The sequence below is a fragment of the Geodermatophilus sp. SYSU D00965 genome (genome assembly GCF_054050075.1).
In genome coordinates this window covers 192399-215730 of the sequence record NZ_JBJGYQ010000001.1, presented here as the reverse complement: position 1 = coordinate 215730, position 23332 = coordinate 192399, and the positions used below count along the sequence as shown (strand labels likewise).

25 protein-coding genes are annotated in these 23332 nt (G+C 73.4%); 13 read left to right on the top strand and 12 right to left on the bottom strand.

From position 1 onward, the window contains the following. Nucleotides 1-23: 23 nt before the first annotated feature. From ACI789_RS01055 to ACI789_RS01045, 3 genes are read left to right on the top strand one after another with little or no spacing between them, the layout of a single operon-like run. Nucleotides 24-1151: an LLM class flavin-dependent oxidoreductase gene (locus ACI789_RS01055; protein WP_457006287.1), complete on the top strand. Its 1128-nt coding sequence runs from the start codon at nt 24-26 to the stop codon at nt 1149-1151. Between the two features lie 59 nt (nt 1152-1210). Then, nucleotides 1211-2188, top strand: a complete 978-nt coding sequence (locus ACI789_RS01050) for an ABC transporter substrate-binding protein (RefSeq protein WP_457006286.1) — start codon at nt 1211-1213, stop codon at nt 2186-2188. Nucleotides 2189-2205: 17 nt separating this feature from the next. Further along, nucleotides 2206-2958 (top strand): SDR family NAD(P)-dependent oxidoreductase, encoded by a 753-nt coding sequence (locus ACI789_RS01045; protein ID WP_457006285.1) that lies wholly within the window; start codon nt 2206-2208, stop codon nt 2956-2958. Here ACI789_RS01045 and ACI789_RS01040 read toward each other — a convergent pair. Together ACI789_RS01040 and ACI789_RS01035 are read right to left on the bottom strand one after the other, a co-directional pair. Beyond that, nucleotides 2951-4336, bottom strand: a complete 1386-nt coding sequence (locus tag ACI789_RS01040; protein WP_457006284.1) for an MFS transporter — start codon at nt 4334-4336, stop codon at nt 2951-2953. The genes ACI789_RS01045 and ACI789_RS01040 overlap by 8 nt on opposite strands. Before the next feature lie 102 nt (nt 4337-4438). Continuing rightward, entirely contained in the window at nt 4439-4756 is a 318-nt protein-coding gene (locus ACI789_RS01035; RefSeq protein ID WP_457006283.1) for a WhiB family transcriptional regulator, read from the bottom strand. Between the two features lie 181 nt (nt 4757-4937). On the opposite strand from ACI789_RS01035, the gene ACI789_RS01030 reads away from it, so the two are divergent. Continuing rightward, a complete protein-coding gene (locus tag ACI789_RS01030) occupies nt 4938-5111 on the top strand; it encodes a hypothetical protein (protein ID WP_457006282.1) in 174 nt (57 codons plus the stop codon). Nucleotides 5112-5127: 16 nt separating this feature from the next. On the opposite strand, the gene ACI789_RS01025 is transcribed toward ACI789_RS01030, so the two are convergent. From ACI789_RS01025 to ACI789_RS01010, 4 genes are all read right to left on the bottom strand, one after another. Further along, on the bottom strand, nt 5128-5802 hold the full coding sequence (locus ACI789_RS01025; protein WP_457006281.1) for a vWA domain-containing protein: 675 nt from the start codon (nt 5800-5802) through the stop codon (nt 5128-5130). 318 nt (nt 5803-6120) lie between these two features. Further along, nucleotides 6121-7062 (bottom strand): AAA family ATPase, encoded by a 942-nt coding sequence (locus ACI789_RS01020; RefSeq protein ID WP_457006280.1) that lies wholly within the window; start codon nt 7060-7062, stop codon nt 6121-6123. 122 nt (nt 7063-7184) lie between these two features. After that, nucleotides 7185-8021, bottom strand: coding sequence for a mycofactocin-coupled SDR family oxidoreductase (locus ACI789_RS01015; RefSeq protein WP_457006279.1), 837 nt, complete (start codon nt 8019-8021; stop codon nt 7185-7187). A 173-nt stretch (nt 8022-8194) separates the two neighbouring features. Then, a complete protein-coding gene (locus tag ACI789_RS01010) occupies nt 8195-8800 on the bottom strand; it encodes an acyl-CoA-like ligand-binding transcription factor (protein ID WP_457006278.1) in 606 nt (201 codons plus the stop codon). A gap of 120 nt (nt 8801-8920) precedes the next feature. On the opposite strand from ACI789_RS01010, the gene ACI789_RS01005 reads away from it, so the two are divergent. The 4 genes from ACI789_RS01005 (at nt 8921) to katG (ending at nt 13545) form a co-directional block, all read left to right on the top strand. Beyond that, on the top strand, nt 8921-9748 hold the full coding sequence (locus ACI789_RS01005) for a mycofactocin-coupled SDR family oxidoreductase (protein ID WP_457006277.1): 828 nt from the start codon (nt 8921-8923) through the stop codon (nt 9746-9748). Between the two features lie 80 nt (nt 9749-9828). Further along, nucleotides 9829-10683, top strand: a complete 855-nt coding sequence (locus ACI789_RS01000) for a mycofactocin-coupled SDR family oxidoreductase (protein ID WP_457006276.1) — start codon at nt 9829-9831, stop codon at nt 10681-10683. 114 nt (nt 10684-10797) lie between these two features. Continuing rightward, nucleotides 10798-11226, top strand: a complete 429-nt coding sequence (locus ACI789_RS00995) for a Fur family transcriptional regulator (RefSeq protein ID WP_457006275.1) — start codon at nt 10798-10800, stop codon at nt 11224-11226. Nucleotides 11227-11337: 111 nt separating this feature from the next. Then, nucleotides 11338-13545: a catalase/peroxidase HPI gene (gene katG, locus ACI789_RS00990; protein ID WP_457006274.1), complete on the top strand. Its 2208-nt coding sequence runs from the start codon at nt 11338-11340 to the stop codon at nt 13543-13545. Between the two features lie 52 nt (nt 13546-13597). On the opposite strand, the gene ACI789_RS00985 is transcribed toward katG, so the two are convergent. The 6 genes from ACI789_RS00985 to ACI789_RS00960 are packed head-to-tail and all read right to left on the bottom strand — an operon-like array spanning nt 13598 to nt 18411. Next, complete coding sequence (locus ACI789_RS00985) at nt 13598-14641, bottom strand: LLM class flavin-dependent oxidoreductase (protein ID WP_457006273.1); 1044 nt, start codon at nt 14639-14641, stop codon at nt 13598-13600. A gap of 55 nt (nt 14642-14696) precedes the next feature. Continuing rightward, entirely contained in the window at nt 14697-14912 is a 216-nt protein-coding gene (locus ACI789_RS00980; RefSeq protein WP_457006272.1) for a 2-hydroxymuconate tautomerase, read from the bottom strand. Between the two features lie 2 nt (nt 14913-14914). After that, nucleotides 14915-16402: an aldehyde dehydrogenase gene (locus ACI789_RS00975; RefSeq protein ID WP_457006271.1), complete on the bottom strand. Its 1488-nt coding sequence runs from the start codon at nt 16400-16402 to the stop codon at nt 14915-14917. Beyond that, a complete protein-coding gene (locus ACI789_RS00970; RefSeq protein WP_457006270.1) occupies nt 16395-17126 on the bottom strand; it encodes an alpha/beta fold hydrolase in 732 nt (243 codons plus the stop codon). The genes ACI789_RS00975 and ACI789_RS00970 overlap by 8 nt, the downstream gene beginning before the upstream one ends. Nucleotides 17127-17135: 9 nt before the next feature. Then, nucleotides 17136-17687: an amino acid synthesis family protein gene (locus ACI789_RS00965; RefSeq protein WP_457006269.1), complete on the bottom strand. Its 552-nt coding sequence runs from the start codon at nt 17685-17687 to the stop codon at nt 17136-17138. A gap of 1 nt (nt 17688) precedes the next feature. After that, a complete protein-coding gene (locus ACI789_RS00960; RefSeq protein ID WP_457006268.1) occupies nt 17689-18411 on the bottom strand; it encodes an amino acid synthesis family protein in 723 nt (240 codons plus the stop codon). A 292-nt stretch (nt 18412-18703) separates the two neighbouring features. On the opposite strand from ACI789_RS00960, the gene ACI789_RS00955 reads away from it, so the two are divergent. From ACI789_RS00955 to ACI789_RS00935, 5 genes are all read left to right on the top strand, one after another. Further along, a complete protein-coding gene (locus tag ACI789_RS00955) occupies nt 18704-20398 on the top strand; it encodes a BCCT family transporter (protein WP_457006267.1) in 1695 nt (564 codons plus the stop codon). A gap of 49 nt (nt 20399-20447) precedes the next feature. Beyond that, nucleotides 20448-20879 carry an ester cyclase gene (locus tag ACI789_RS00950; protein ID WP_457006266.1) on the top strand — a complete coding sequence of 144 codons (432 nt, stop codon included), beginning with the start codon at nt 20448-20450 and terminating at the stop codon, nt 20877-20879. A gap of 32 nt (nt 20880-20911) precedes the next feature. Continuing rightward, nucleotides 20912-21415, top strand: a complete 504-nt coding sequence (locus tag ACI789_RS00945; protein ID WP_457006265.1) for a flavin reductase family protein — start codon at nt 20912-20914, stop codon at nt 21413-21415. 29 nt (nt 21416-21444) lie between these two features. Then, on the top strand, nt 21445-22122 hold the full coding sequence (locus ACI789_RS00940) for a GntR family transcriptional regulator (RefSeq protein WP_457006264.1): 678 nt from the start codon (nt 21445-21447) through the stop codon (nt 22120-22122). A 117-nt stretch (nt 22123-22239) separates the two neighbouring features. Continuing rightward, a complete protein-coding gene (locus ACI789_RS00935; RefSeq protein ID WP_457006263.1) occupies nt 22240-23304 on the top strand; it encodes a 3,4-dihydroxy-2-butanone-4-phosphate synthase in 1065 nt (354 codons plus the stop codon). The last annotated feature ends 28 nt before the right edge of the window (nt 23305-23332 follow it).

Here is a 23332-nt window from a genome sequence, read left to right as displayed (position 1 = left end):
GCCATCGGACCCCAGGAGAGCGGATGCCCGCACAGCCGGCCGAGCACGCCGTCCCGCACGACCTCGAGTTCGGTCTGTTCGACTGGATCGACGCGCACCCCGGGATGACGGCCGCCGAGGTCTACGACGCCCGGCTGCGGGTGCTCACCGAGGCCGACCGGAGCGGGTTCTCCACGTACCACATCGCCGAGCACCACGGCACGCCACTGGGGCTCGCGCCGTCCCCGTCGGTGTTCATCGCCGCGGCCGCCCGGGTGACCGGGCGCATCCGGCTGGCGCCGACCACCTTCATCGTCCCCCTGTACGACCCGCTCCGGTTGGTGCAGGAGATCTGCATGCTCGACCAGCTCAGCCACGGCCGGCTGGACGTCGGGGTGGGCAAAGGCTCCTCCCCCATCGAGGCGGCCATGTACGGCCTGACCCCGCCGGACACCGCCGAGCGCTTCGAGGAGCTGTTCCCGGCCATCGTCGAGGCGATGGAGACCGGCCGGTTCCGGCGTCCGGGGGCCGAGGGACCGGCCGGCGAGGAGGTCCCGCTGCACGTGCCCGTGTTCCAGCGCCCGCACCCGCCGCTGTGGTACCCGACGTCGAACGCCGCCTCGATCCCCCGGCTGGGCGACGAGGGCTACAACGTCCTGTTCGGGTTCGGCTTCGCCTCCCCGCCGCTGGAGGTGGTGCGCGAGCAGAGCCGGGTGTTCTTCACGCACTTCCGGGAGTCCGCGGAGCGCGGCGGGGTCCGCTACAGCCTCCCGGGCCGGACGCCGCGCTTCGGCATGCTGCGGCACGTCTTCGTCGCCCCGACCGACGAGGAGGCCGCAGCCATCGCCCGGCCGGCGTTCGACGCCCACTACGAGAGCTTCACGCACCTGTGGCGGCTGCACGGCAGCGAGCGCTTCACGGGCCCGGTCGACTTCGACCGCCTGGTGGCCGAGCGCAAGCTGTTCGTCGGGTCGCCCCAGACCGTTGCCGCCCAGGTCACCGAGGCGGTGACGGTCGGGGAGATCAACTACCTCGCCGGCGCCTTCGCGTGGGGCTCCCTCGACGTCGAGACGGTGCTCTCCTCGGTGCGGCTGTTCCGCGACGAGGTCGTCCCCGCCGTCCGGGCCCGGACCTCCGGCCGGTCCACGCCCGCGGCTGCGGCCCCCGCCTGAACGCACCTGCCGTCACCGCGACGCCGTCCAGCGATCTCCTCATCGTCGAGAGGCCCTCCATGCCCCGCTTGCGCCTGACCGTCGTCCTGTCCTGCTCGGTGCTGCTGCTCGCCGCCTGCGGCGGGGGTGGGGACGGCGAGGAGGCAGGCGCCGGGTCGAGCGACGCGCCCCGACCCGTGACCGTCGGCGTCGTCCCCATCGCCGACGTCGCCCCGCTCTACCTCGGCGTCGAGGAGGGCTTCTTCTCCGAGCGCGGGCTCGACGTCGAGGTCGTGACCGGCCAGGGCGGCGCGGCGCTGGTCCCCGCCGTGGTGAGCGGGGAGCAGGACTTCGCCTTCAGCAACACCCTGTCGCTGCTGGTGGCGCAGGAGGCGGGCCTGCCGATCCAGGTCGTCGCACCGGGGAACTCCTCAACCGGGGACCCCGCCGACGACTTCGGCTGCGTGCTCGTGCCGGCGGGCAGCCCGCTGCAGTCCGTCGCCGAGCTGGCCGGGAAGCGGGTCAGCACGAACACCCTGAACAACATCAACGTCGCGGTCATCCGCGACGTGGTGGACCGCGCCGGCGCCGACTCCTCGACGATCCAGTTCCTGGAGATCGCGCACCCCGACGTCCCGCAGGCGGTGGCGAGCGGTCAGGTCGACGCCGCGACGGCGGTGGAGCCGTTCAAGACGATCGCGCTCCAGCAGGGCGCGCGCTGCCTGTCGAACGTCTTCGCCGAGGCGCAGGAGGACCCGCTGCTCATCGGCGCCTACTTCACGACGTCGGAGACCGCGCAGACCGACCCCGAGCTGGTGGACGCCTTCGTGGCGGGACTGCAGGAGTCCTTCGCGTACGCCACCGAGAACCCCGACGCGGCCCGCGGGATCCTGGGCAGCTTCACCGAGCTCAGCCCGGACCTGGCCGGCGCCATCACGCTGGCCGGCTGGCCGGAGGAGCTCGAGCGGGGGTCCTTCGAGTACATGTCCGAGGTCGGGGTCCGCTACGGGATCCTGGAGGGACCGGCGGACCTCGACACCCTGCTCCCGCAGGACTGAGAGCGACGGAGGCGAACGTGCAGGGGAACGGGCACGGCAGCGTCGAGCCGGGGACGGTCGTCCTCGTCACCGGCGCCGCGCACGGCATCGGCGAGGCCGTGAGCCGGCACCTGGCCGCCGAGGGGGCGCTCGTCGTCGCAGCCGACGTCGTCGACGCGGGGTGGGACGCCGAGAGGGTCACCCACGTGCACGCCGACGTGAGCGACGAGGGCTCCTGGGAGCGGCTCGTGGCGACGACGCTGGACCGGCACGGCCGGGTCGACGCGCTGGTCAACAACGCGGCGATCTACCAGGGGCTCGGGGCCAAGCGCCCGTTCACCGAGATCGGCGTCGACGAGTGGGACCGGGTGATGGCGGTCAACACCCGCGGCGTGTGGCTGGGCATGCGGGCGGTCCACCCCGCCATGAAGGAGCAGGGCCACGGCCGGGTGGTCAACATCGCCTCGTCCACGGTGCACATGGGCGTGCCGTACTTCGCGCACTACACCGCCTCGAAGGGCGCGGTCATCGCGCTCACCCGCAGCGTGGCCCGCGAGGTCGGCGCCGACGGCATCACCGTCAACGCGATCGCCCCGGGCCTGGTCGAGACCGAGGCCACGCGCTCGCTCAACGACGACGACTACCTGGCGGTCGCGGCCGGGCGGCGGGCGGTCCCCCGTCGCATGGAGGCCGACGACCTCTGCCCGGCCATCTCCTTCCTGTGCTCGCGCAGCAGCGGGTTCATCACCGGCCAGACCCTGGTCGTGGACGGCGGCACGGTCTTCAGCTGACCTCGGCGCGGGTGCGCAGCGCCCGGTCGGCGAGCGTGACGGCGAGCAGCACGGCGCCGGTCGCGGTGAAGACCCAGCCCAGCGCGTGCAGGCCGGCGTCCCCCACCCCGGAGGCGTAGGCGACGCCGGTGGCGCTCGTGGCCAGCATGGCGCCGGTGTACTGCGCGGTGCGGGAGAGCCCGGTGGCCGCACCCACCTGCTCCGCGGGCGCCAGCCGGTAGACCATGACCTGGTTGGCGACGAACCCCATGCCGTTGGGCAGCCCGTAGACCGCGGCCACGCCGGCCAGGACCGCGATCGGGGTGGCCGGGGTCAGACCGGTCACCGCGATGCTCCCGGCCAGCAGGCCCGCGGCGGCGACGAGCAGCGGCCACAGCGGGCGCGCCCCGCGCGCCGCGGCCAGGGACACGACCGCGCCGACCGCGGACATGCCGAGGAGCACGAGGCCGGCCGCACTGGCCGACAGCCCCCGGCGCTCCTGCAGCCACGGCGTCAGCCCGAAGAGCACCCCGTAGACGACCAGGAACGTCAGGACCACCCGCAGGTACGTCGCGAGCAGCGGCAGGTTGCGGCCCAGCACCCGGACGTCGAGGAACGGGACCCGGGACCGCCGCTCGGCCACCACGAACAGCGCCACGCAGGCCACGAGCGCCGCGACGAGGTACCAGCGGGGGTGCGGCACGCCGGTGAGCACGAGGAGCAGCAGCGTCACCGCGCCGCTGAACAGCAGCACGCCGGGGAGATCCAGCAACCGCCAGGCGGCGACCTCCCGCTCCCGCGGGCGGGACCGCGGCAGGAGCCGCAGCGCCAGCGCCGTCACGAGCAGCCCGAGGGGCACGTTGACGGCGAACACCGCCCGCCACCCCACCGTGTCGACCAGCACGCCGCCCAGCGGGGGGCCGACCGCGAGGGTCACCAGGCCGGTGGTGTTGAGCAGTCCGAGGGCCCGCGCCGGGACGGCCACTCCTGCCCGGTCGGCCTGCTCGCGGACCATGGCGACGGCGGCCGGGTAGAGGGCGCCGGTGCCGAGCCCGACGACGGCACGGGCGGCCACGATCCACCCGAAGGTCGGCCCGAGGGCACCGACCAGGCCGGCGACGGCGACCAGCACCCCGCCGGCGAGGAACACCCGCCGCGGGCCGAACTGGTCGGCGAGCCGGCCGGCGACCGGCTGCCCGATGGCGCTGGCCAGGTACATGGCCGAGACCAGCCAGGCCGTCGCCGCGGCCCCGACCGCGAACTCCCGCCCGATCGGCGACAGGGCGGTCGCGATCATGGTGGAGTTGACCGGGTTCAGCACCGCCCCGACGCAGAGCGGGACCAGCAGCCGCGGCCCCAGGTCCGGTGGCCGCTCCACGGCGACGTCCCTGCTGCCCACCCCCGGCACCCCCGTTGCGTTCCCGTCCCGTCGACGCGTCCGGGGGGTCACGCTGCCACGTGCCGCACCGCGGGCTGCGCCGACCGGCCGGGCACCGCCCGGTCACGACTCCGCCGCCCTCCACCGGATCGCCCGCCGGTCGGCCGGGGTGGTGCCGCCCCAGATGCCGAACCGCTCGTCGGCGGCGAGGGCGTAGTCGAGGCAGGGCCCGGCCGCCGGGCACCGCCGGCAGGCCTCGAGCGCTCCGCGCGCGGCGGGAGCGTTCGCCTCGCGGGCCTCCGGCCACCACGCGGCCGGGTCGCCGGTCTCGCAGGCCACGGTGCGGGCCACGGCGAGCGACCGGATGAGCACGCGCCACTCGGCCGCCGCCCTCGGCGGCACCCCCCACAAGCCGTAGGGGGGAGCCTCGTCCTGACTCATCGCGCCATTGCGTCACGGGGGATATGGCGAGCGGTGGAGGCGCGCGCGACTTTCTCGCCGGGACGGCGTCGAGCCGGGTCCGGTTGCCGTGTCCGTGCCGCCGGGCTCACGCTGCGTACCCGTCGCCGGGACGACCGCGCCGGACCCCCGACCCGGCTGTCGCCGTGCCACGCTCTCCGGCGTGAGCTTCGATCTCTACCGATCCGACGGTGAGGTCATCCGCTACGGCGATGACGCTCGCTTCAGCTTCACCGCCACCGGGCACCTCGTCGTCTACGACGGCATCCACAAGGTCGTGTTCAGCCACCACAGCTGGGACCGGGTGGAGGAACCCGCGCCGTCCCCGGGGCGCTGACCCCGCGGCGGCACCGTCACTCGGCGAAGACGGCGCCGAGCGCGCCGGCCACGTCGCGGTGGTCGCGGACCAGCCGCACCCGGCCGCGGCCCAGCCGGGCGAGGTCGCGGCCCATCTCGACGTCCTGCTCGCCGGAGACGTCCAGCAGCACGTCGAGACGAGGGAGGCGGGCGGCGGTCAGCCGGGGGTCGGGGCCCGCGTTGTGCACGCAGTCGCTGAGCAGCAGCACCCGGGCGTCGCGGGCGGGCACGCCGGCCAGCTGCCGGGCCGCGGTCTCCAGCGCGAAGGTCACGTTGGTCAGCCCCTGCGCGGGCACCCGGAGGAGCAGGTCCAGGACGGCGAGCGGGGCGACCTGCTCCCCCAGCCGGACCAGGACCGCGGCGTCGGACCAGAAGGCGACGACGGCGAGCCGGTCGCGGGCCAGCTCGCCGGCGAGGGCCCCCACCGCGGCCGCCGCGGTGCGCACGCGCTCGCCCCGCATCGAGCCCGAGACGTCGACGACGAGCACCACCGAGCGGCGCTGGCGCACCCGCTCGCGGACGACGACGTCCCCCTCCTCGGGGAACGGCCGGCCGACCAGCGCCTCGAGCGTCCGCTCCAGGTCGAGGTCGTCGGAGCCCCCGCTCCACGGCAGGCTGACCAGCTCCCCCACGCCGCGGCGGGGGCGGCGGTCCCGCGGCGGGCGCGGCACGGACAGCCGCCGGGCGATGGCGCGAGCGCGGCGGCGGGTCTCCTCGTCGGCGGTGCCGTCGGTGGCCAGGTCCGCCAGCGGGATGAGCTCGGCCGGCTCGTCGGTCGTCCCCGGGGCGCTGCCGCCGGGGCGCCGGGCCGCCGGACCGCGCCGGCGGTCCCCGGAGGTCAGCGCCAGGCCGGCGCCGCCGGGCGCCGGCCGGTAGAGCGAGGGCGCCTCGGTCAGCTGCTTGGGCTTGCGGCGCAGCGGCCGGAGGCCCCGCGGCGCGCCCGTCGCGTCCCGGCGGCGGGTGACCGGGGAGTCGGCGTCGACCGTCCTTCAACCCGGCCGGGCCGCCGCGGGCGCGAGCACGAAGTGGTCGGTCCAGATCTCGCGGAGCACCGCCTCCGGCGTCGTCTCCACCGTCTCGTCGAGGAAGACCCGCCCGGACAGCGCCAGCAGCAGCGCGTCCAGGACGACGCCGGTGTACGCCTCGGGCAGCCCGCGCGGCGGCTCGACCGAGGGCTCGTCGGGCAGCGGGACCTCCCGCATCGCGGCCAGCTGGGCGGCGACGAGGGCCAGGTCGATCGCCCCGCGGACGCTGCTGCCCTGGCGGACGTCGTCCCGCTCCCGGGTGGCGCGGGTGAGCGCCACGGCGTCGGCAACCAGCCGGGGCGACTCCACGCCGGTGCGGCGGCCGACGATGCCGCGCTCGGCCTCGGCGTCCTGGTAGCCGATCGCCAGGCGCACCAGCCGGTCGTGCACCGAGGTGGACAGCCGGGTCGTGCCGATGGTGTCGTAGGGGTTCATCGAGGCCACGACCCGGAAGGTGGGCAGCGCCTGCACCGTGCCGACCCGGGGAACGGCGATCCGGCGCTCGGCCATCGCGGTGAGCAGCGTGTTGAGGGTGTCCTCGGGGGCGCGGTTGAACTCCTCGACGTAGAGAAACCCGCCTGAGCGCATGGCCTCGACCAGCGGGCCGGCGACGAAGTTGTCCGGCGTGTAGTCCTCGCGCAGCACCCGCGCCGGGTCGTGGTGGCCGACCAGCCGGGTCGGCGTCAGGTCGGCGTTGCCCTCGACGAAGACCAGGGGCACGCCCCACTCGGCGGTGATCGAGCGCAGCAGCGTCGACTTCGACGTCCCCGGCGGCCCCTCCAGCAGCACGTCGCGCCCGGCGGCGACCGCGGCCAGCAGCAGGTCGATCTCGCGGTCGCGGCCGACCAGGTGGCGGGCCACCCGCCGGCGGACCTCCCGGACGGAGGCCCCCGGCTCGGAGGTCACCCGGGAGCCGGTGACGACCGCGTCGTCGACGGGCCGGGGATCGGGGTCGGCGGACGGTCTCAGGGCGGACTCCTCGGTCGGGGAGGGCGCGGGCCGGCCGGGACCGCCGCCGGCGCGCGGACTCACTTGACGGTGAACCCGGCGTCGACGGGGAGGGTCACGCCGGTGATGTAGCGCGCCTCGTCGGAGACCAGGAACAGGATGGCGTTGGAGATGTCGACCGGGTCCACCCACGGCACCGGGAGCGCGTTGGTCGACTCGAAGACCGGCGCCGCCGTCTCCCGGCTGGGGTTCGGCTGCTCGGGGTCGAACAGCCCCCAGGTCTTCGGGTTCTGGATCATGACGGTGTCGACCCCGGTGGGGTGGACGGTGTTGACCCGGATCCGGTGCGCGGCGAACTCGTTGGCCAGCGTGCGCATGATGCCCACGACGCCGTGCTTGGCCGCCGTGTAGTGGATGGTGTTCGGGACGCCCTTCAGCCCGGCGGTGGAGCTGGTGATGACGATGGCGCCGCCGTTCCCGCCGTCGACCAGGTGCGGCAGGGCGACCTTGCAGGTGTTCCAGACGCCGGTCAGGTTGATGTCGATCATCTCGTGCCAGGCGTCGTCGGTGATGTCGAGCGCCGGCTGGATCTCGAACACGCCGGCGTTGGCCAGCACGGCGTCCAGCCGCCCGAGCTGGGCCACCCCGTCGTCCAGCGCCGCCTTCAGCGCCCCGGGGTCGCGGACGTCGGCTCTCGTGGCGACGATCCGGCGGTCCAGCGCCTCGACCTGTCGGACGGTCTCGGCCAGGTCGTCCTCGGTGGCCGGCGGGTACATCGCGATGCTCTCGACCGGCCCGCAGAGGTCCACGGCGATGATGTCGGCGCCCTCCTGGGCCAGCCGGACCGCGTGGCTCCTCCCCTGGCTGCGAGCTGCTCCGGTGATGAAGGCGACCTTGCCCTCGACCCGTCCCGGCACGGCGGTTCTCCCCTCGGTGTGGACGCACCGCGCGGTCGATGAGACCCGCGGACGACGGCGGCGGGGGTGGGCTGCTCGGGGTCGGGCGCGGCCGCCCCCCGCGTGCGACCTGCGTCACACCCGGACGGTAATGACACCGAGTGACAGAGACAAGGCGGCCCTCGGCCCGCCGGTCAGGCCGCCGTCGGCTCGGGCGGGAGCAGCAGGTCGAGCATGCCGGCCAGGACGCGCCCCAGGTCCTCGTCCGGGGCGCTCACCCAGTGCTCGTGCGCGGCGAGCGTGGCGGCGAGGACGGCGTGCCCGACGGCCAGCGGGAAGAGGGGGTCCGGGGACCCGAGGGTGCGGGCGTGGTCGACGGCGAGTTGCCGCCACTGGGCCCAGACCCGCACGGCGTGCGCCTGCACCGCCGGGACCGTGGTGAACAACTGCGCCCGGTGCAGCGCCCACTCCCGTTCCCCCGCCGGGAAGCTCAGGGCGTCGACCACCGCCCGCCGGACCACCGCGCGGTAGGGCTCACCGGGAGCCGCTCCGGCCAGGCCGCGCCGCAGCCGGTCGATCTCCCGGGGGGTCTCGACGAACAGCACGTCGGCCTTCGTCGGGAAGTAGCGGAAGAAGGTCCGGCGGCTGATCCGGGCCTCCGCGGCGATGTCGTCGACGCTGGTCTCGTCGAAGCCCCGGGCCACGAACAGCCGCTGGGCAACCGCCGCGAGCTCGTGGGCGCTCGTGACCGGCGGCCGCCCGCCCCGGTCGCCCGACGGCACGCTGCCCCGCGAAGTCACCCCCGCAGCCTGCCCGACCCGTCCCGGAATCGCCCCTTCCCCTTGTGGCACTGGGTGCCATAACGTGCGACGCACGTCACAGCCGGCCACCGGGCCGGCGAGCGAGAGAGGGGACCACACATGGGACGGGTCGAGGGCAAGGTCGTCTTCATCACCGGGGCCGCGCGCGGCCAGGGCCGCAGCCACGCGGTACGGCTCGCCCAGGAGGGCGCCGACATCATCGCCGTCGACGTCTGCAAGCAGGTCGAGACGGTGCCCTACCCCACCGCCACCCCCGACGACCTGGCCGAGACCGTCCGTCAGGTCGAGGCCCTCGACCGGCGGATCGTCGCGACCGAGGTCGACGTCCGCGACCTCGCCGGGCTCACGAAGGCGGTCGAGGACGGAGTCGCACAGCTCGGCCGGCTCGACATCGTGCTGGCCAACGCCGGCATCTCCACGCCCGCTCCCACGCTGGAGATGGACGAGGAGACGTGGGAGACCATGATCGACGTCAACCTCACCGGCGTGTGGAAGACCGTCCGGGCCGCCGTGCCGCACGTCATCGCCGGTGGCCGCGGCGGATCGGTCGTCATCACCAGCTCGCTGGCCGCCATCTACGCCAATCCCGGCACCGCCCACTACTCGGCGGCCAAGGCCGGGCTGGTGATGCTGGCGAAGGTGATGGCCAAGGAGCTGGCGCCGCACGGCATCCGGGTCAACACCGTCCACCCGACGACGGTGGCCACGGACATGATCCTCAACGAGCCGACCTACCGGCTCTTCCGGCCCGACCTGGAGGCGCCGACCCGGACGGACTTCGAGGAGGCGGCGCTCACGCTCAACGCACTGCCGGTGCCGGCGCTCGAGGCGGTCGACATCTCCAACGCCGTCCTCTACCTGGTCTCCGACGACGGCCGCTACGTCACCGGCACCACCCACGTGGTGGACGCCGGCGGCCAGCTCTGAACAAGGACCCCCACCCCCATCACCCGCACGCTCGCGGCAGGACCCTGCAGGGGGGCCGCCGCACCGAGGAGGACACCACCATGGGCATGCTCGACGGCAAGGTCGCACTGATCACCGGCGGCGCGCGCGGACAGGGTCGCGCCCACGCCACCACCTGCGCCCGGGAGGGCGCCGACGTCGTCCTGGTCGACATCGCCGACCAGCTCGAGACGGTCCCCTACGAGATGGCCACCAAGGCCGACCTCGACGAGACGGTGCGCCAGGTCGAGGCGCTGGACCGCCGCGCACTGGCAGTCACCGCCGACGTCCGCTCCCAGGAACAGGTGGACGAGGCCGTCCGGCGCGGACTGGCGGAGTTCGGCCAGATCGACATCCTGATCGCGAACGCCGGCATCTGGACGCAGGGCGCCTTCTGGGAGCTCTCCGACCAGGCGTGGGACGAGATGATCGGCGTCAACCTCACCGGCGTCTGGAAGTCGGCCAAGGCGGTCGCCCCGCACATGATCGAGCGCCAGACCGGGTCGATCGTGATCACGTCGTCCATCAACGGCCTCGAGCCCGGGATGAACTACGCGCACTACGTGGCGGCCAAGCACGCCGTCGTCGGGCTGATGAAGAACATCGCGCTGGAACTGGCCCCGCACGGCGTCCGCTGCAACTCGATCCACCCGGGTGCCATCAAGACGCCGATGACCGACCACCAGGGCGCCTGGGACATGTTCGCCGGCCACGAGGGCGGCACCGAGGCCGACATGATCGAGGGCGGCTACTCCTTCCACGCCCTCAAGGGCACGACCTTCATGGACCCGCAGGTCATCGCAGACACCGCGCTGTACCTGAACTCCGGCCTCGCGGCCAAGGTCACCGGCGTGACCATCCCCGTGGACGCCGGTCACATGATCCTGCCCGGGATCAACACCGCCCCCGTCCGCTGACGACCGCGCTCTCCCGCTCCGCCGAGCACCGCGGAGCGGGAGAGCGCGAACCGGACCCCAGATCGTCCGCTCGACTCGCTTGAGCTGTTCCAGAGAACCGGCAAGACTCCTCTCGTGCCGACGAGTTCGGACTTCGAGCGCATGCTGCGCGGGGCCTCCCTGCGGGTGACCAGGCCCCGGATGGCGGTGCTGGCCGCGGTGCACGCCCATCCGCACGCCGACACCGACACGCTCATCGGCCTCGCGCGGCAGAGCTCGGGCGAGGTCTCCCACCAGGCGGTCTACGACGTCCTGGGCGCGCTGACCGACGCGGGGCTGGTGCGGCGCATCCAGCCGATGGGCTCCGTGGCCCGCTACGAGGCCCGGGTCGGGGACAACCACCACCACCTGGTCTGCCGGTCGTGCGGCGCGATCGTCGACGTCGACTGCGCCGTCGGCGACAGCCCCTGCCTGACCGCCTCCGACGGGGCGGGCTACGAGATCGACGAGGCCGAGGTCATCTGGTGGGGCCGCTGCCCCGCCTGTGCTGCGGCTGCCGGGTGATCGGCGCCCCTCGACGCCCCGCCCGGTGGCGCACCTGATCGCGGTCGGAGAGACGCCCGCCGTCCCGCCGACCGGCAGTCCGAGGAGAACAGAGGACGAGGAGGGCCCGACGTGACCGAACCGAGCAACCGCACCACGAGCGTGAGCGAGAGCGAGAACCCGGGGATGCCCTCCCCCGAGCCGGCGGCACACCGGCCGAGGACCAACCGGGACTGGTGGCCCAACCAGCTGGACCTGTCGGTGCTGCACCACCACTCGTCCCGGTCCAACCCGCTCGACGCCGGCTTCGACTACAAGCAGGCCTTCCAGGGCCTCGACGTCGAGGCGCTCAAGAGCGACCTGGTGGCGCTGATGACCGACTCGCAGGACTGGTGGCCGGCCGACCACGGCCACTACGGCGGGCTGTTCATCCGGATGAGCTGGCACGCCGCCGGCACCTACCGGATCGAGGACGGCCGCGGCGGCGGCGGGCAGGGCGCGCAGCGCTTCGCCCCGCTCAACAGCTGGCCGGACAACGCCAACCTCGACAAGGCCCGCCGCCTGCTGTGGCCGATCAAGCAGAAGTACGGCCAGAAGCTCTCCTGGGCCGACCTGCTGGTCTTCGCCGGCAACGTCGCCCTGGAGTCGATGGGCTTCACGACCTTCGGCTTCGGCTTCGGCCGGCCCGACATCTGGGAGCCCGAGGAGGTCTTCTGGGGCCCGGAGGACACCTGGCTCGGCGACGAGCGCTACAGCGGTGAGCGGGAGCTCTCCGGACCGCTCGGCGCCGTGCAGATGGGCCTGATCTACGTCAACCCGGAGGGGCCCAACGGCAACCCCGACCCGCTGGCCGCCGCCCGGGACATCCGCGAGACCTTCGGCCGGATGGCGATGGACGACGAGGAGACCTTCGCGCTCATCGCCGGCGGGCACACGTTCGGCAAGACCCACGGCGCCGCCCCCGCCGAGGAGTACGTCGGCCCCGAGCCGGAGGGTGCGCCGCTGGAGGCCCAGGGCCTCGGGTGGGAGAACCGCTTCGGCAGCGGCAAGGGGCGGGACACCATCACCAGCGGGCTCGAGGTCACCTGGAGCCAGACCCCCACCCGCTGGAGCAACTGGTTCCTCGCGAACCTGTTCGGCTACGAGTGGGAGCTCACCGAGAGCCCGGCCGGCGCCAAGCAGTGGGTCGCCACGAACGTCGGCAACGTCATCCCGGACCCGGAGACGGGGAAGGAGACGCGCAGGCCGACGATGCTGACGACGGACCTCGCGCTGCGGTTCGACCCGGTCTACGAGCAGATCGGACGGCGGTTCCTGGAGAACCCCGACGAGTTCGCCGACGCCTTCGCGCGGGCCTGGTACAAGCTGCTGCACCGCGACATGGGACCGATCTCCCGGTACCTCGGCCCGTGGGTGCCCGAGCCGCAGCTGTGGCAGGACCCGGTCCCGGCCGTCGACCACGACCTGGTCGGCGAGGCGGAGATCGCCGACCTCAAGGCCAGGGTCCTCGACTCGGGCCTGTCGGTCTCCGACCTGGTCTCGGTCGCGTGGTCGTCGGCAGCGAGCTACCGCAGCACCGACATGCGGGGCGGGGCCAACGGGGCGCGGATCCGCCTGGAACCGCAGCGGAACTGGGAGGCCAACGACCCGGCCCTGCTGGCCCGGGTCCTGCCGGTCCTCGAGCGGGTCCAGCAGGAGTTCGACTCCGCGCAGAGCGGCAACACCCGGATCTCGCTGGCCGACCTGATCGTCCTGGCCGGCTCGGCGGCCGTGGAGAAGGCGGCGGCGGACGCCGGGGTCGCCGTCTCGGTGCCGTTCTCGCCGGGACGGACCGACGCCACGCAGGAGCAGACCGACGTGGACTCGTTCCGGGTGCTCGAGCGGACCGCCGACGGGTTCCGCAACTACGCGCGGCCCGGCGAGAAGCTGCCGCCGGAGGTCCGGTGGCTCGACCGCGCCTACATGCTGGACCTGACCGCGCCGGAGGCGACGGTCCTGACCGGCGGCCTGCGCGTGCTGGGCGCCAACCACGGTGGCAACCGGCACGGGGTCTTCACCGACCGGCCGGGGACGCTGACCAACGACTTCTTCGTCAACCTGCTCGACGTCTCCACGGAGTGGAAGCAGGGCGCGGAGGAGAACGTGTACGAGGGCCGCGACCGCGCCACCGGCGAGGTCCGGTGGACGGCGACGGCCGTCGACCTGGTCCTCGGGGCGCACTCGCAGCTGCGGGCCATCTCGGAGGTCTACGCGCAGAGCGACGCGCAGGAGAAGTTCGTGCGTGACTTCGTGACCGCGTGGGTCCGGGTCATGGACAACGACCGGTTCGACCTGCGCTGACCCCGGTGCCGGGGCCGGCCGCTCGTCGGCCGGCCCCGGCACCGGAGGCGCCTCACGCGAAGGCGGGGACCACCTGCTCGATGAAGAGCGCGAGGGACTTCCGCTTCTCCTCGTGGGGCAGGCTGTTGTCGCACCAGAAGCTGAACTCGTCGACGCCGAGCTCCTCGTAGTACCGGAGCCGCTCGATGACCTCCTCAGGGGTCCCGATCATCGCCGTCCGGTGCAGGGACTCCAGCTCGAACTCCGGCCGCCCGGCGAACTTCTCCTCGGGGCTGGGGTCGAGGAAGCCGTCGACCGGCGTGGTCTTGTTCCCGAACCAGGCGTCGAAGGTCCGGTAGAAGCGCGAGATCGCCTGGGCCGCCGGGCGCCAGCCGTCGGGCTCGTCGGCCGGGTGGACGTGCGTGTGGCGCAGCACCATCAGCTGCGGGCGGGGCACCTCCGGGTTGTTGGCCACGGCCTTCTCGAACTTCCGCGTCAGGTCGAGGACCTCCTCGTCGCCCTTCATCAGCGGGGTCACCATGACGTTGCACCCCGACTGGACGGCGAAGTTGTGCGAGTCGGGGTCGCGAGCGGCGACCCACATGGGCGGCATCGGCTGCTGCACCGGCTTGGGCACGCTCGTCGACGTGGGGAACTGCCAGATCTCCCCGTCGTGGGCGTAGTCGCCCTGCCACAGCTGCTGGACCGCCGGCACGAGCTCGCGCAGGTGCGCGCCCCCGCCGGACGCCGGGATGCCGCCGGCCATCCGGTCGAACTCGAACTGGTAGGCGCCCCGGGCCAGCCCGACCTCCATGCGGCCGTTGCTGATCACGTCGAGCAGCGCGCACTCGCCGGCGACCCGGATGGGGTTCCAGAACGGGGCGATGATCGTGCCCGCGCCCAGCCGGATGGTGGAGGTCCGCGCGGCCAGGTAGGCCAGCTGCGGCATCGGGCTCGGCGAGATCGTGTACTCCATCGAGTGGTGCTCGCCGATCCACACCGTGCTGAAGCCACCGGCCTCGGCCATGAGCGTGAGCTCGGTCAGGTCCTCGAACAGCTGCCGGTGACTGACCTGGTCGTCCCAGCGCTCCATGTGCACGAACAGAGAGAACTTCACGTCGACTCCTCGTCTCTGGTGGGGGGCGCGCTCCGGCGCCGGTGTGTCCGCGGGCTCACGGGGACGGCTGGGATCGCGCAGCCGCGTCCATCTCGCTGAGGGTCACGTCCCCGGTGGCCCAGTGGTCGCGCGGGACCTCGCGGACGATCACCCGGATGTGCTCCGACCGGGCGCCGACCGTCCTCGCCACGGCCTCGTGCACCTCGTGGATGAGGGCACGGACCTGGTCGGGGGTCCGGCCGGCGCCGAGCGTCACCTCGATCAGCGGCACGGTCAGCTCCGCATGATGAACGGGTCGGCCACCGGGTCCTCGCTGGTGTTGATCCAGACGCTCTTGAGCCGGGTGTACTCCCGGATCGTCTCGGTGCCGTGCTCGACGCCCACGCCGCTGTTCTTGAAGCCCTGGCGCGGCGACATCGGGGACATGGCCCGGTAGGTGTTGACCCAGATGGTCCCGGCCTCCAGGCGCGCCGCCAGCCGGTGCGCCCGCGACAGGTTCGACGTCCAGATGCCGGCCGCCAGCCCGTACTCGGTGTCGTTGGCCAGGCGGACCACGTCGTCCTCGGTCTCGAACGGCATGATCGCCGCCACCGGGCCGAAGATCTCCTCGCGGACCACCCGCATGGAGTTGTCCACGTCGACCAGCACGGTGGGCTCGTAGAAGTAGCCGCCGAGGCCGCCGTCGGTCGGCCGTCCCCCGGTCAGCACGCGGGCACCCTCGGTGCGGCCCAGGTCCACGTACCCGGCGACCTTGTCGCGCTGGTCGGCGAAGGCCAGCGGGCCGAGCTCGGTGGTGTCCTCGAGCGGGTCCCCGATCCGGATGCCGCGCGCCCGCTCGGTGACCCGCTCGAGCAGTTCGTCGTAGACCGCCTTGTGCGCGAACACCCGGCTGCCGGCGATGCAGGTCTGCCCGGCCGCGGCGAAGATGCCGGCCACGACCCCCATCGCCGCGTTCGAGACGTCTGCGTCCTCGAAGACGATGTTCGGCGACTTCCCGCCCAGTTCGAGGGTGGAGCCGATGAAGCGGGAGGCAGTGCTCGCGGCGATCCGCGCCCCGGTGCCGGTGCTCCCGGTGAACGAGATCTTGGCCAGGGCGCGGTGGTCGACGAGGGCCTGGCCGGCCTCCGGGCCGAAGCCGGTCACCACGTTGACCGTGCCCGGCGGGAACCCCGCCTCGACGACCAGCTCGGCGAGCCTGAGCACGGTGGCCGAGGTGTACTCCGACGGCTTGATCACCACGGTGTTCCCGGCGCACAGCGCGGGCGCCAGCTTGCTCGTCGTCAGCGTCAGCGGCGAGTTCCACGGGGTGATCGCGCCGACCACGCCCAGCGGCTCGCGGGTGGTGTAGTTCAGCACCCGCCGGTCGGAGGTCGGGATGACGTCGCCCTGGATCTTGTCGGCCAGCCCGGCGTAGTACCAGTAGTACTCCGGCAGGGTCGCCAGCTGCGCCCGCATCTCGCGCAGCAGCTTGCCGTTGTCCTCGGTCTCCATGCGGGCCAGCTCGTCGGCGTGCTCGCCGACCAGGTCGCCGAGGCGGCGCAGCAGGTGCCCCCGCCTGGTCTGGCTGAGGTCGCGCCACCGCGGGTCCTCGAACGCCGCCCGCGCCGACCGGACCGCGCGGTCCACGTCGGCCGCGTCCCCCCGGGCCGCGCGGTAGAGCGGCAGGCAGGTGGCGGGGTTGGTGCTCTCGAAGTACTCGCCGGAGGACGGCGCGACCCACTCGCCGCCGATGTGGTGCTCGTACTGCGGAAGGTCAGACATGAGCCCTCTCTCCGATGAAGGTGGTCAGACAGGTGACCAGGTCCTGCGGGCGCTCGACCGGGAGCATGTGCCGCGCGCCGGGGACGACCACGGCCCGGCAGTCCGGGATGGCCTCGGCCAGCCGGGAGGTCATCTCCGGGGTGGAGCCGGGGTCGCACTCCCCGGTGACCGCCAGCGCCGGGACGGCGATCCGCGGCAGCTCGGGGGCGATCTCGGCGTCGGCGGTGGCGAACACCCGGTAGCAGTTCAGGTAGGACGCGACGTCGTTGGCCAGCAGCGTCGCCTCGGTCCGGCGCACCGTCTCCGGGTCCACGCCGGTCCCGGCGTACCAGCGCTGCAGCGAGGCCGCGACGCTGGCCGGGAAGTCCGCGGCAGCCGTGGCCAGCCGGCCGAGGACGGCGGACCGCTCGGCCTCGGTGCGCCGGCACACCGAGCTCACCGAGGTGAGGGTCGCCACGAGGTCGGGCCGGTGGCGGGCCAGGTGCTGCGCGACCAGCGCCCCCAGGGAGAACCCGACCAGGTGCGCGCCGGGCGGCACCGACGCGGCGACGTCCTCGGCGAGGTCAGCGAGCGTGACGCCGTCCGGAGCCGGTCGCCGTCGGCCGTGCCCCGGCAGGTCCAGCGCCAGGACCTCGACGTCGTCCGGCAGCAGGGCCGTGACCGGCGCCCACATGGTGGAGTCGAGACCCACACCGTGCAGCAGGACCATCGTGGGCTTGGGCATGACCGGGGCTCACTGCTCGGTGGACAGGGCGGCCAGGCGCTGCTGCGGCCGCCCCTGCGCGGCGGCAGCCAAGGCGATCACCAGCTCGCCGGGGTGCGGCGCGTCGGCGATCCGGACCTCGACGGTCTGGTGGTGCGACCGGATGGTGGCGTCGGTGACGTGCTTGAGCGGGATGTCGAAGACGACGCCCGCGGGGCCGCGCTTCTCGACGGCCGGCAGCAGGGTGGTGGCGTCGGCCGCCTTGCGGAAGTGGTCCCCGAACTTGAGCGTGTGGATCAGGGCGGACCCGTGCTCGATCTCCCCGTCCAGCCCGACGACGGCGGCCTTGCCGTAGGCCTCGGCAGGGGCGCCGAGGGCCTCGAGCACCTGCGGCGCGAGCAGGGCACCCAGTGGAGAGGCGTTCTGCTCGATGCCGGGCTGGAGGTCCTCGACGAAGCCCTGGCCGGCCCAGGGGTTCTCGATCACGGCGGCGACGACGGCGACCCGCGCGGCGGGGGTGACCGGACGGCCACCCTCGGCGCAGACCTCCTCGACGACGGTCACGATCTTGCGCACCTTCATGTCAGCGGACTCCCAGCTTCTCGGCGGTGACGACGGGGTCGGTGGCGCGGTCCCCGATGCGGGCGTGCGGGCGGGGACCGGTGGAGGCGGCCGCGATGACGACGAGCTCGTCGGCTCGCGGGGCGTCGGGGACGCGGGCGGGAACGGTCTGGTAGTGGCTGCGGGTCGCCGCGTGGGTCTTGTGCCACATGGGCACGACCAGCGCCTCCCCCGCGTCGGCGCGAGTGTCGGCGAAGCAGATGATCGACTCGCCCTCGAGGAAGTCGCGCATCAGGTTGCCGAAGTACGGCGTGTGGATGAGCGCGCCGGCGTGCTCGATCTCCCCGGCGGTCCCGACCACGGCGGCCTTGCCGAACGCCTCGATCCGGTCGGCTCCGCCCAGGGCCCCGATCAGCCGGTCGGTCAGCGCCGCGGCGAGCACGGGGGCGATCGCGGCGACCTCGCGGGAGAGGTCGGTCTCCGGGCCGGTGCCCACCCACGGGTTGGCGAGGACGGCGGCGACCGTGGCGCGATCGGCCGGCCGGGCCGGCCCGCGGCCGTTCTCGGAAACGACGGTCTCGCGGTACAGCACGACCTTCCGGACACCGACCCGGACCAGGTCGCCCGTCCGGCCCTCGGCGGCCTCCGCGGGTGGGGCAGGAACGGAGGGGCGGGTACCGGGACCGGGGTGCTCGCGGTGCGGGCGGCCGATGGTGACGACCCCGCCGCTGACGGCTTCTTGCATGCCAGAGACGGTAGGACGCCGCTGTGGCATGGGTCAAGCGTGAACACGAATCCCAGTCGTGACAGAGCGGCAACGGCACCGACACGCGCCGTGCACACGATCGCTACACGGGCGTTGAACTGCGCTTATGCATAGGCGAAGGCGTTGGCGACGGTCACCGCACCCGTCGCGGCCGGCCACCGGCGACCCGACGTCCATCCGCACCATTGACATGCAAGATGTGACGGCTCTAACGTTCCGTGGCATACCAGGGACGGCTGACGAGGCGTCGTTCCCGCACCCAAGGAGCCCCATGTCCAGTCACCTCGGGGAGCGCGTGCCCCAGCACCTGTCCGCCCCCGCGCCGGAGCCGGACCTCTCCACGATGCCGGTCGACGCCCAACCCGACCCTGACGACCGCGGGCGGCTCGGTTCGGTCTTCTGGACCTCGGTGGCCATCTCCGCCGTGTTCGTCGCGTGGGGCGTGGTCTTCACCGACAACCTGGCCGCGGTGACGACGTCGTCCCTGAACTGGCTGACGTCGACCTTCGGGTGGACCTACCTGGTCGTGACGCTGGCGATCCTGGTGTTCCTGGTCTTCCTGGCCTTCAGCCCCGCCGGCGACATCCGGCTGGGCAAGGACGCCGACCGCCCCGAGTTCTCGACCCTGTCGTGGTTCGCGATGATCCTCAGCGCGGTCATGGGGATCGGGCTGATCTCCTACGGCGTCGCCGAGCCGATCTCGCACTTCGCCTCGCCACCGCACGGTCTCGCGGAGCCGGGCACGCCGCAGGCCGCCATCCGGGCGATGCAGTACTCCTACTTCGACTGGGGCCTGCAGGCGTGGGCCATCTTCGCGGTCTTCGGCCTCGCGATCGCCTACAGCACCTACCGCAAGGGCCGCCGGACGCTGGTCAGCCAGCTGTTCGTCCCGCTGCTCGGCGACCGGGTCAACGGCCCGATCGGCAAGGCGATCGACATCCTGGCCGTCTTCGCCACGCTGTTCGGCACGACCACGTCCCTCGGGCTGGGCGCGCTCCAGGTGAACAACGGCCTGGCCACCCTGTTCGGCGTCCCGGTCAACTCCGTGACCCAGGTCCTGATCATCGCGGCCGTCACCGCCGTCTTCACGCTCTCGGCCGTGACCGGCGTCGCCAAGGGCATCAAGTACCTCAGCCAGGGCAGCGCGGGGCTGGCCATCGCCCTGTTCGTCTTCATCCTCGTCGTGGGCCCGTCGGTCTTCGTCGCCAACCTCTACATCGAGTCCGTCGGCCAGTGGCTGTCCGACTTCTTCCGCATGAGCCTGCAGGGCACGGCCTTCGGCGGGCTGGAGTGGATGCAGTGGTGGACCTACTTCATGATGGCCTGGTGGGTCTCCTGGGGGGCCTTCGTCGGGGTGTTCCTCGCCCGGATCTCCCGCGGGCGCACCATCCGGGGCTTCATCACCGGCGTGCTCGTCGTGCCGAGCGTCGTGTTCTTCACCTGGTTCACCGTCTTCGGCGGCACCGCCATCCACGTCGACATGTTCGAGGGCGGGAACATCGCCGAGCAGACCTCGGCGGACATCAACAGCGCCTTCTTCGCGACGCTGGACCACTTCCCGCTCGCCACGGTCACCTCGGTCGTCGCGATCATCCTCGTGGTGATGTTCTTCGTCTCCGGGGCCGACGCGAACACCTACGTCCTCAGCATGATGACCTCGGGCGGGTCGCTGAACCCGCGGCGCTCGGTGCTCGTCCTCTGGGGCACCCTGACCGGCGTCACCGCGATCGTCCTGATGCTCTCCGGCGGCCTCACCGCCCTGCAGAACACGGTCATCGTGACCTCGGCGCCGTTCCTGGTGATCATCGCCGGCCTGGCGGTGGCCTTCTGGAAGGAGCTCACCGCCGACCGGCGCGCGGCCGCGGCGGCCATGGCAGCCGCACCGGGCGCCGTCCCGCACCCCCGCCCGGTCACCGGGCCGGCGGAGACCGCTCCGGAGCCCCGGGACGACGGGTCCGAGGACTGACCGGGCCCGCCACTCCCCCACGCAGGGCACACCCGAGAGGAGACGACCAGTGTCCGACCACGACACCCGCCGGAAGCTGATCGCGGACGCCTGGGCCGCCGCCTGGGACCACGGGGACGTCGACGCCCTGGACGCGGTGCTGCACCCCGGCTACCGCCGCCGCGCCTCCGCCGCCGACGAGGGGCTGGACCTCACCGCGTTCAAGGCGTCCATCACCGCCACCCGCGCGGCCTTCCCCGACCTGACCACCACGATCGACGAGATCCTCGTCGACGGGGACACCGCCGCGGTGCGCTGGCACAGCACCGGCCGGCACGACCGCCCGTTCCTCGGTGTGCCGCCGACGCACCGGCAGGTCGAGGTGAGCGGGGCGACCTTCGCCCACTTCGACGGCGACCGGGTCGTCGAGGAGTTCGTCACCTGGGACCCCCGCGCCCTGCTGTCCGCGCTGGGCATCATCAGCGTCGGGCAGGACTCCTGATGGGCGCCGCGACCACGCAAGGAGACCTCCCCATGACCGGCACCCCCACCGCCCTGGGCCCCGACCTGGTGAAGCAGGTGAACCGGCGCTTCGTGACCGGCGTCACCGTGGTGACCGTGATGGACGGCGACGCCCCGAAGGGCCTGGCCGTCAACGCGTTCGCCAGCATCTCGCTGGAGCCGCCGACGGTGATGGTCTGCGTCCAGCGCACCTCCTCGACGCACGACTGCCTGTTCCGCGCCGAGCACCTCGCGATCAACATCCTCTCGACCGACCAGCTCGACGTCGTGCAGCGCTTCGCCACCAAGTCGGCCGACAAGTTCGCCGGACTCGACTGGCGGCCGGGCCCCTTCGGCAGCCCGTTCCTCGACCGCAGCAGCGCGCAGATGGAGGTGCAGATCCGCGAGCGGCTGCAGGCCAGCACCCACACGGTGTTCATCTGCCGGGTGGTCGACGCCCAGGTCAGCGAACGTGACCCGATGGTGTACTCCGCGGGAGGGTTCTTCGACAGCGGAGCGCTGCGCCCGCTGGGATGACCGGACAGAACGCCTGAGGAAGGGACGTCATGACCCACGGGCTGAACGGGACCGGCTCCGGCCTGAGCAGGCAGGGCCGGGTCATCGCCGAGATGCGCCGGCGGATCATCAGCGGCGAGATCGCCGCCGACGTCAACCTCTCCGAGCTGACCCTCGCCGAGGAGTTCGGGGTCAGCCGCACGCCCGTCCGCGAGGCGCTCAAGCAGCTGCAGACGGAGGGGCTGGTCGAGATCCGTCCCCGCGTCGGGACGTTCGTGACCACGCCGTCCCGCCGTGAGATCACCGAGCTGTTCGAGATGAAGGAACTGCTCGAGGGGGCGGCGGCGCGGCTCCTGGCCCAGCGCGGCCGGGTGCCCGAGCTCGACCGCCTCGAGGAGAACCTGCGCGAGGCCGACGCCGCGGTCGCCCGGGACGACCGGGCCCGCTACGCCGAGCTGGTGCAGGAGTTCCACGACCTGCTCATCGTCGGCTCGGACAACACCAAGCTCGAGGCCCACTACCGGACCCTGATGAACCAGCTCGCCTACTCCCGCCTGGTCACCACCTCGCTGCGCCAGCCCGGCCGCCCCGCGCAGTCCGACCAGGAGCACCACCGGGTGGTCGAGCTGATCATCGCCAAGGACGGCGACAGCGCCGAGCGGGTGATGCGCGAGCACGTGCGCGCCAGCCGGCAGGCAGTGCTGGCCGGCCTGCCGACCCTGCGCTGAGCCGCCCGGCCCCCTGACGCCGGGGCCGAACCACCCCACCCGCCGGGTCCGCACCCGATCCGGCGGTCATCCCGACGCGCCCGCGATCCCCCGCGGCGCAGCACCTGGAGGACAGACATGACCGCCGTCCTGCCGCCCCGGTCTCCGCACCGGATGCCGAGGGTTCCCCACGTCCCCGGCGGCGCCGACCCGATCGAGCGGGTGCGCGCGGCGCTGTCCGACGTCGCCGCCGGGCGCCCGGTCGTCCTCGTCGACGACGCCGGCCGCGGCGACCTCGTCTTCGCCGCGGAGCTCGCCACCCCCGAGCTGCTGGCGTTCGTGGTCCGGCACACCGCGGGCTTCGTCTGCGTCGCCGTGCCCGAGGACGACGCCGACCGGCTCGACCTCCCCCTGATGGTCGCCGCCGACCGGGACCGCCCCGGCGCGGCGCAGTGCGTGGCGGTCGACGCCGCCGAGGGGACCACCACCGGCATCTCGGCCGCGGACCGCGCGGTCACCATCCGGCTGCTCGCCGCTCCCGACTCGGTGCCGTCGGACCTGGTGCGGCCCGGCCACGTCGTCCCCCTCCGGGTGGCCGCCGACGGCGTGCTCGGCTCCCGCGGACGCGCGGAGGCGGCAGCCGACCTGGCCGGCCTCGCGGGGCTGCGGCCCTCGGCCGGGCGCTGCGAGCTGGTCAGCACGACCGACCCCGGGGAGCTCGCCCGCGGCGCGGACCTCGAGCGCTTCGGGCGGGAGCACGGCCTGCGGCTGGTCTCGGTCGCCGACCTGGTCGCCTACCGCGCGCGCTTCGAGGGGCTGGTCGAGCGCGGCGTGTCCGCGACGATGCCGCTGGCCGCCGGCCGGTTCACCGCCGTCGGCTACCGCGGCCGCGCGGACGGGGCCGAGCACCTGGCGCTGGTGCACGGCGACGTCGGGGACGGCGCGGACGTGCTGGCGCACGTGCACCGCGAGTGCGTGGTCGGCGACGCCCTCGGCTCCGCCCTCTGTGGTTGCGGCGAGCACCTGCGGTCCGCCCTGGCCGCCGTCGCGGCGGAGGGCCGCGGCGTCGTGGTCTACCTCCGCGGCGGGCAGGACGTCGCCGGGCTGGACGTGGGTGACGCGATCCTGCGCGACCTGGGGATCAGCAGCACGCGGGCGACGAGCGGGAGCCTCGATCAGGGCTGCGTGGCGTTCACCGGGTGACCGGCCGGAGGGGTGCTCCCCTCCCCGC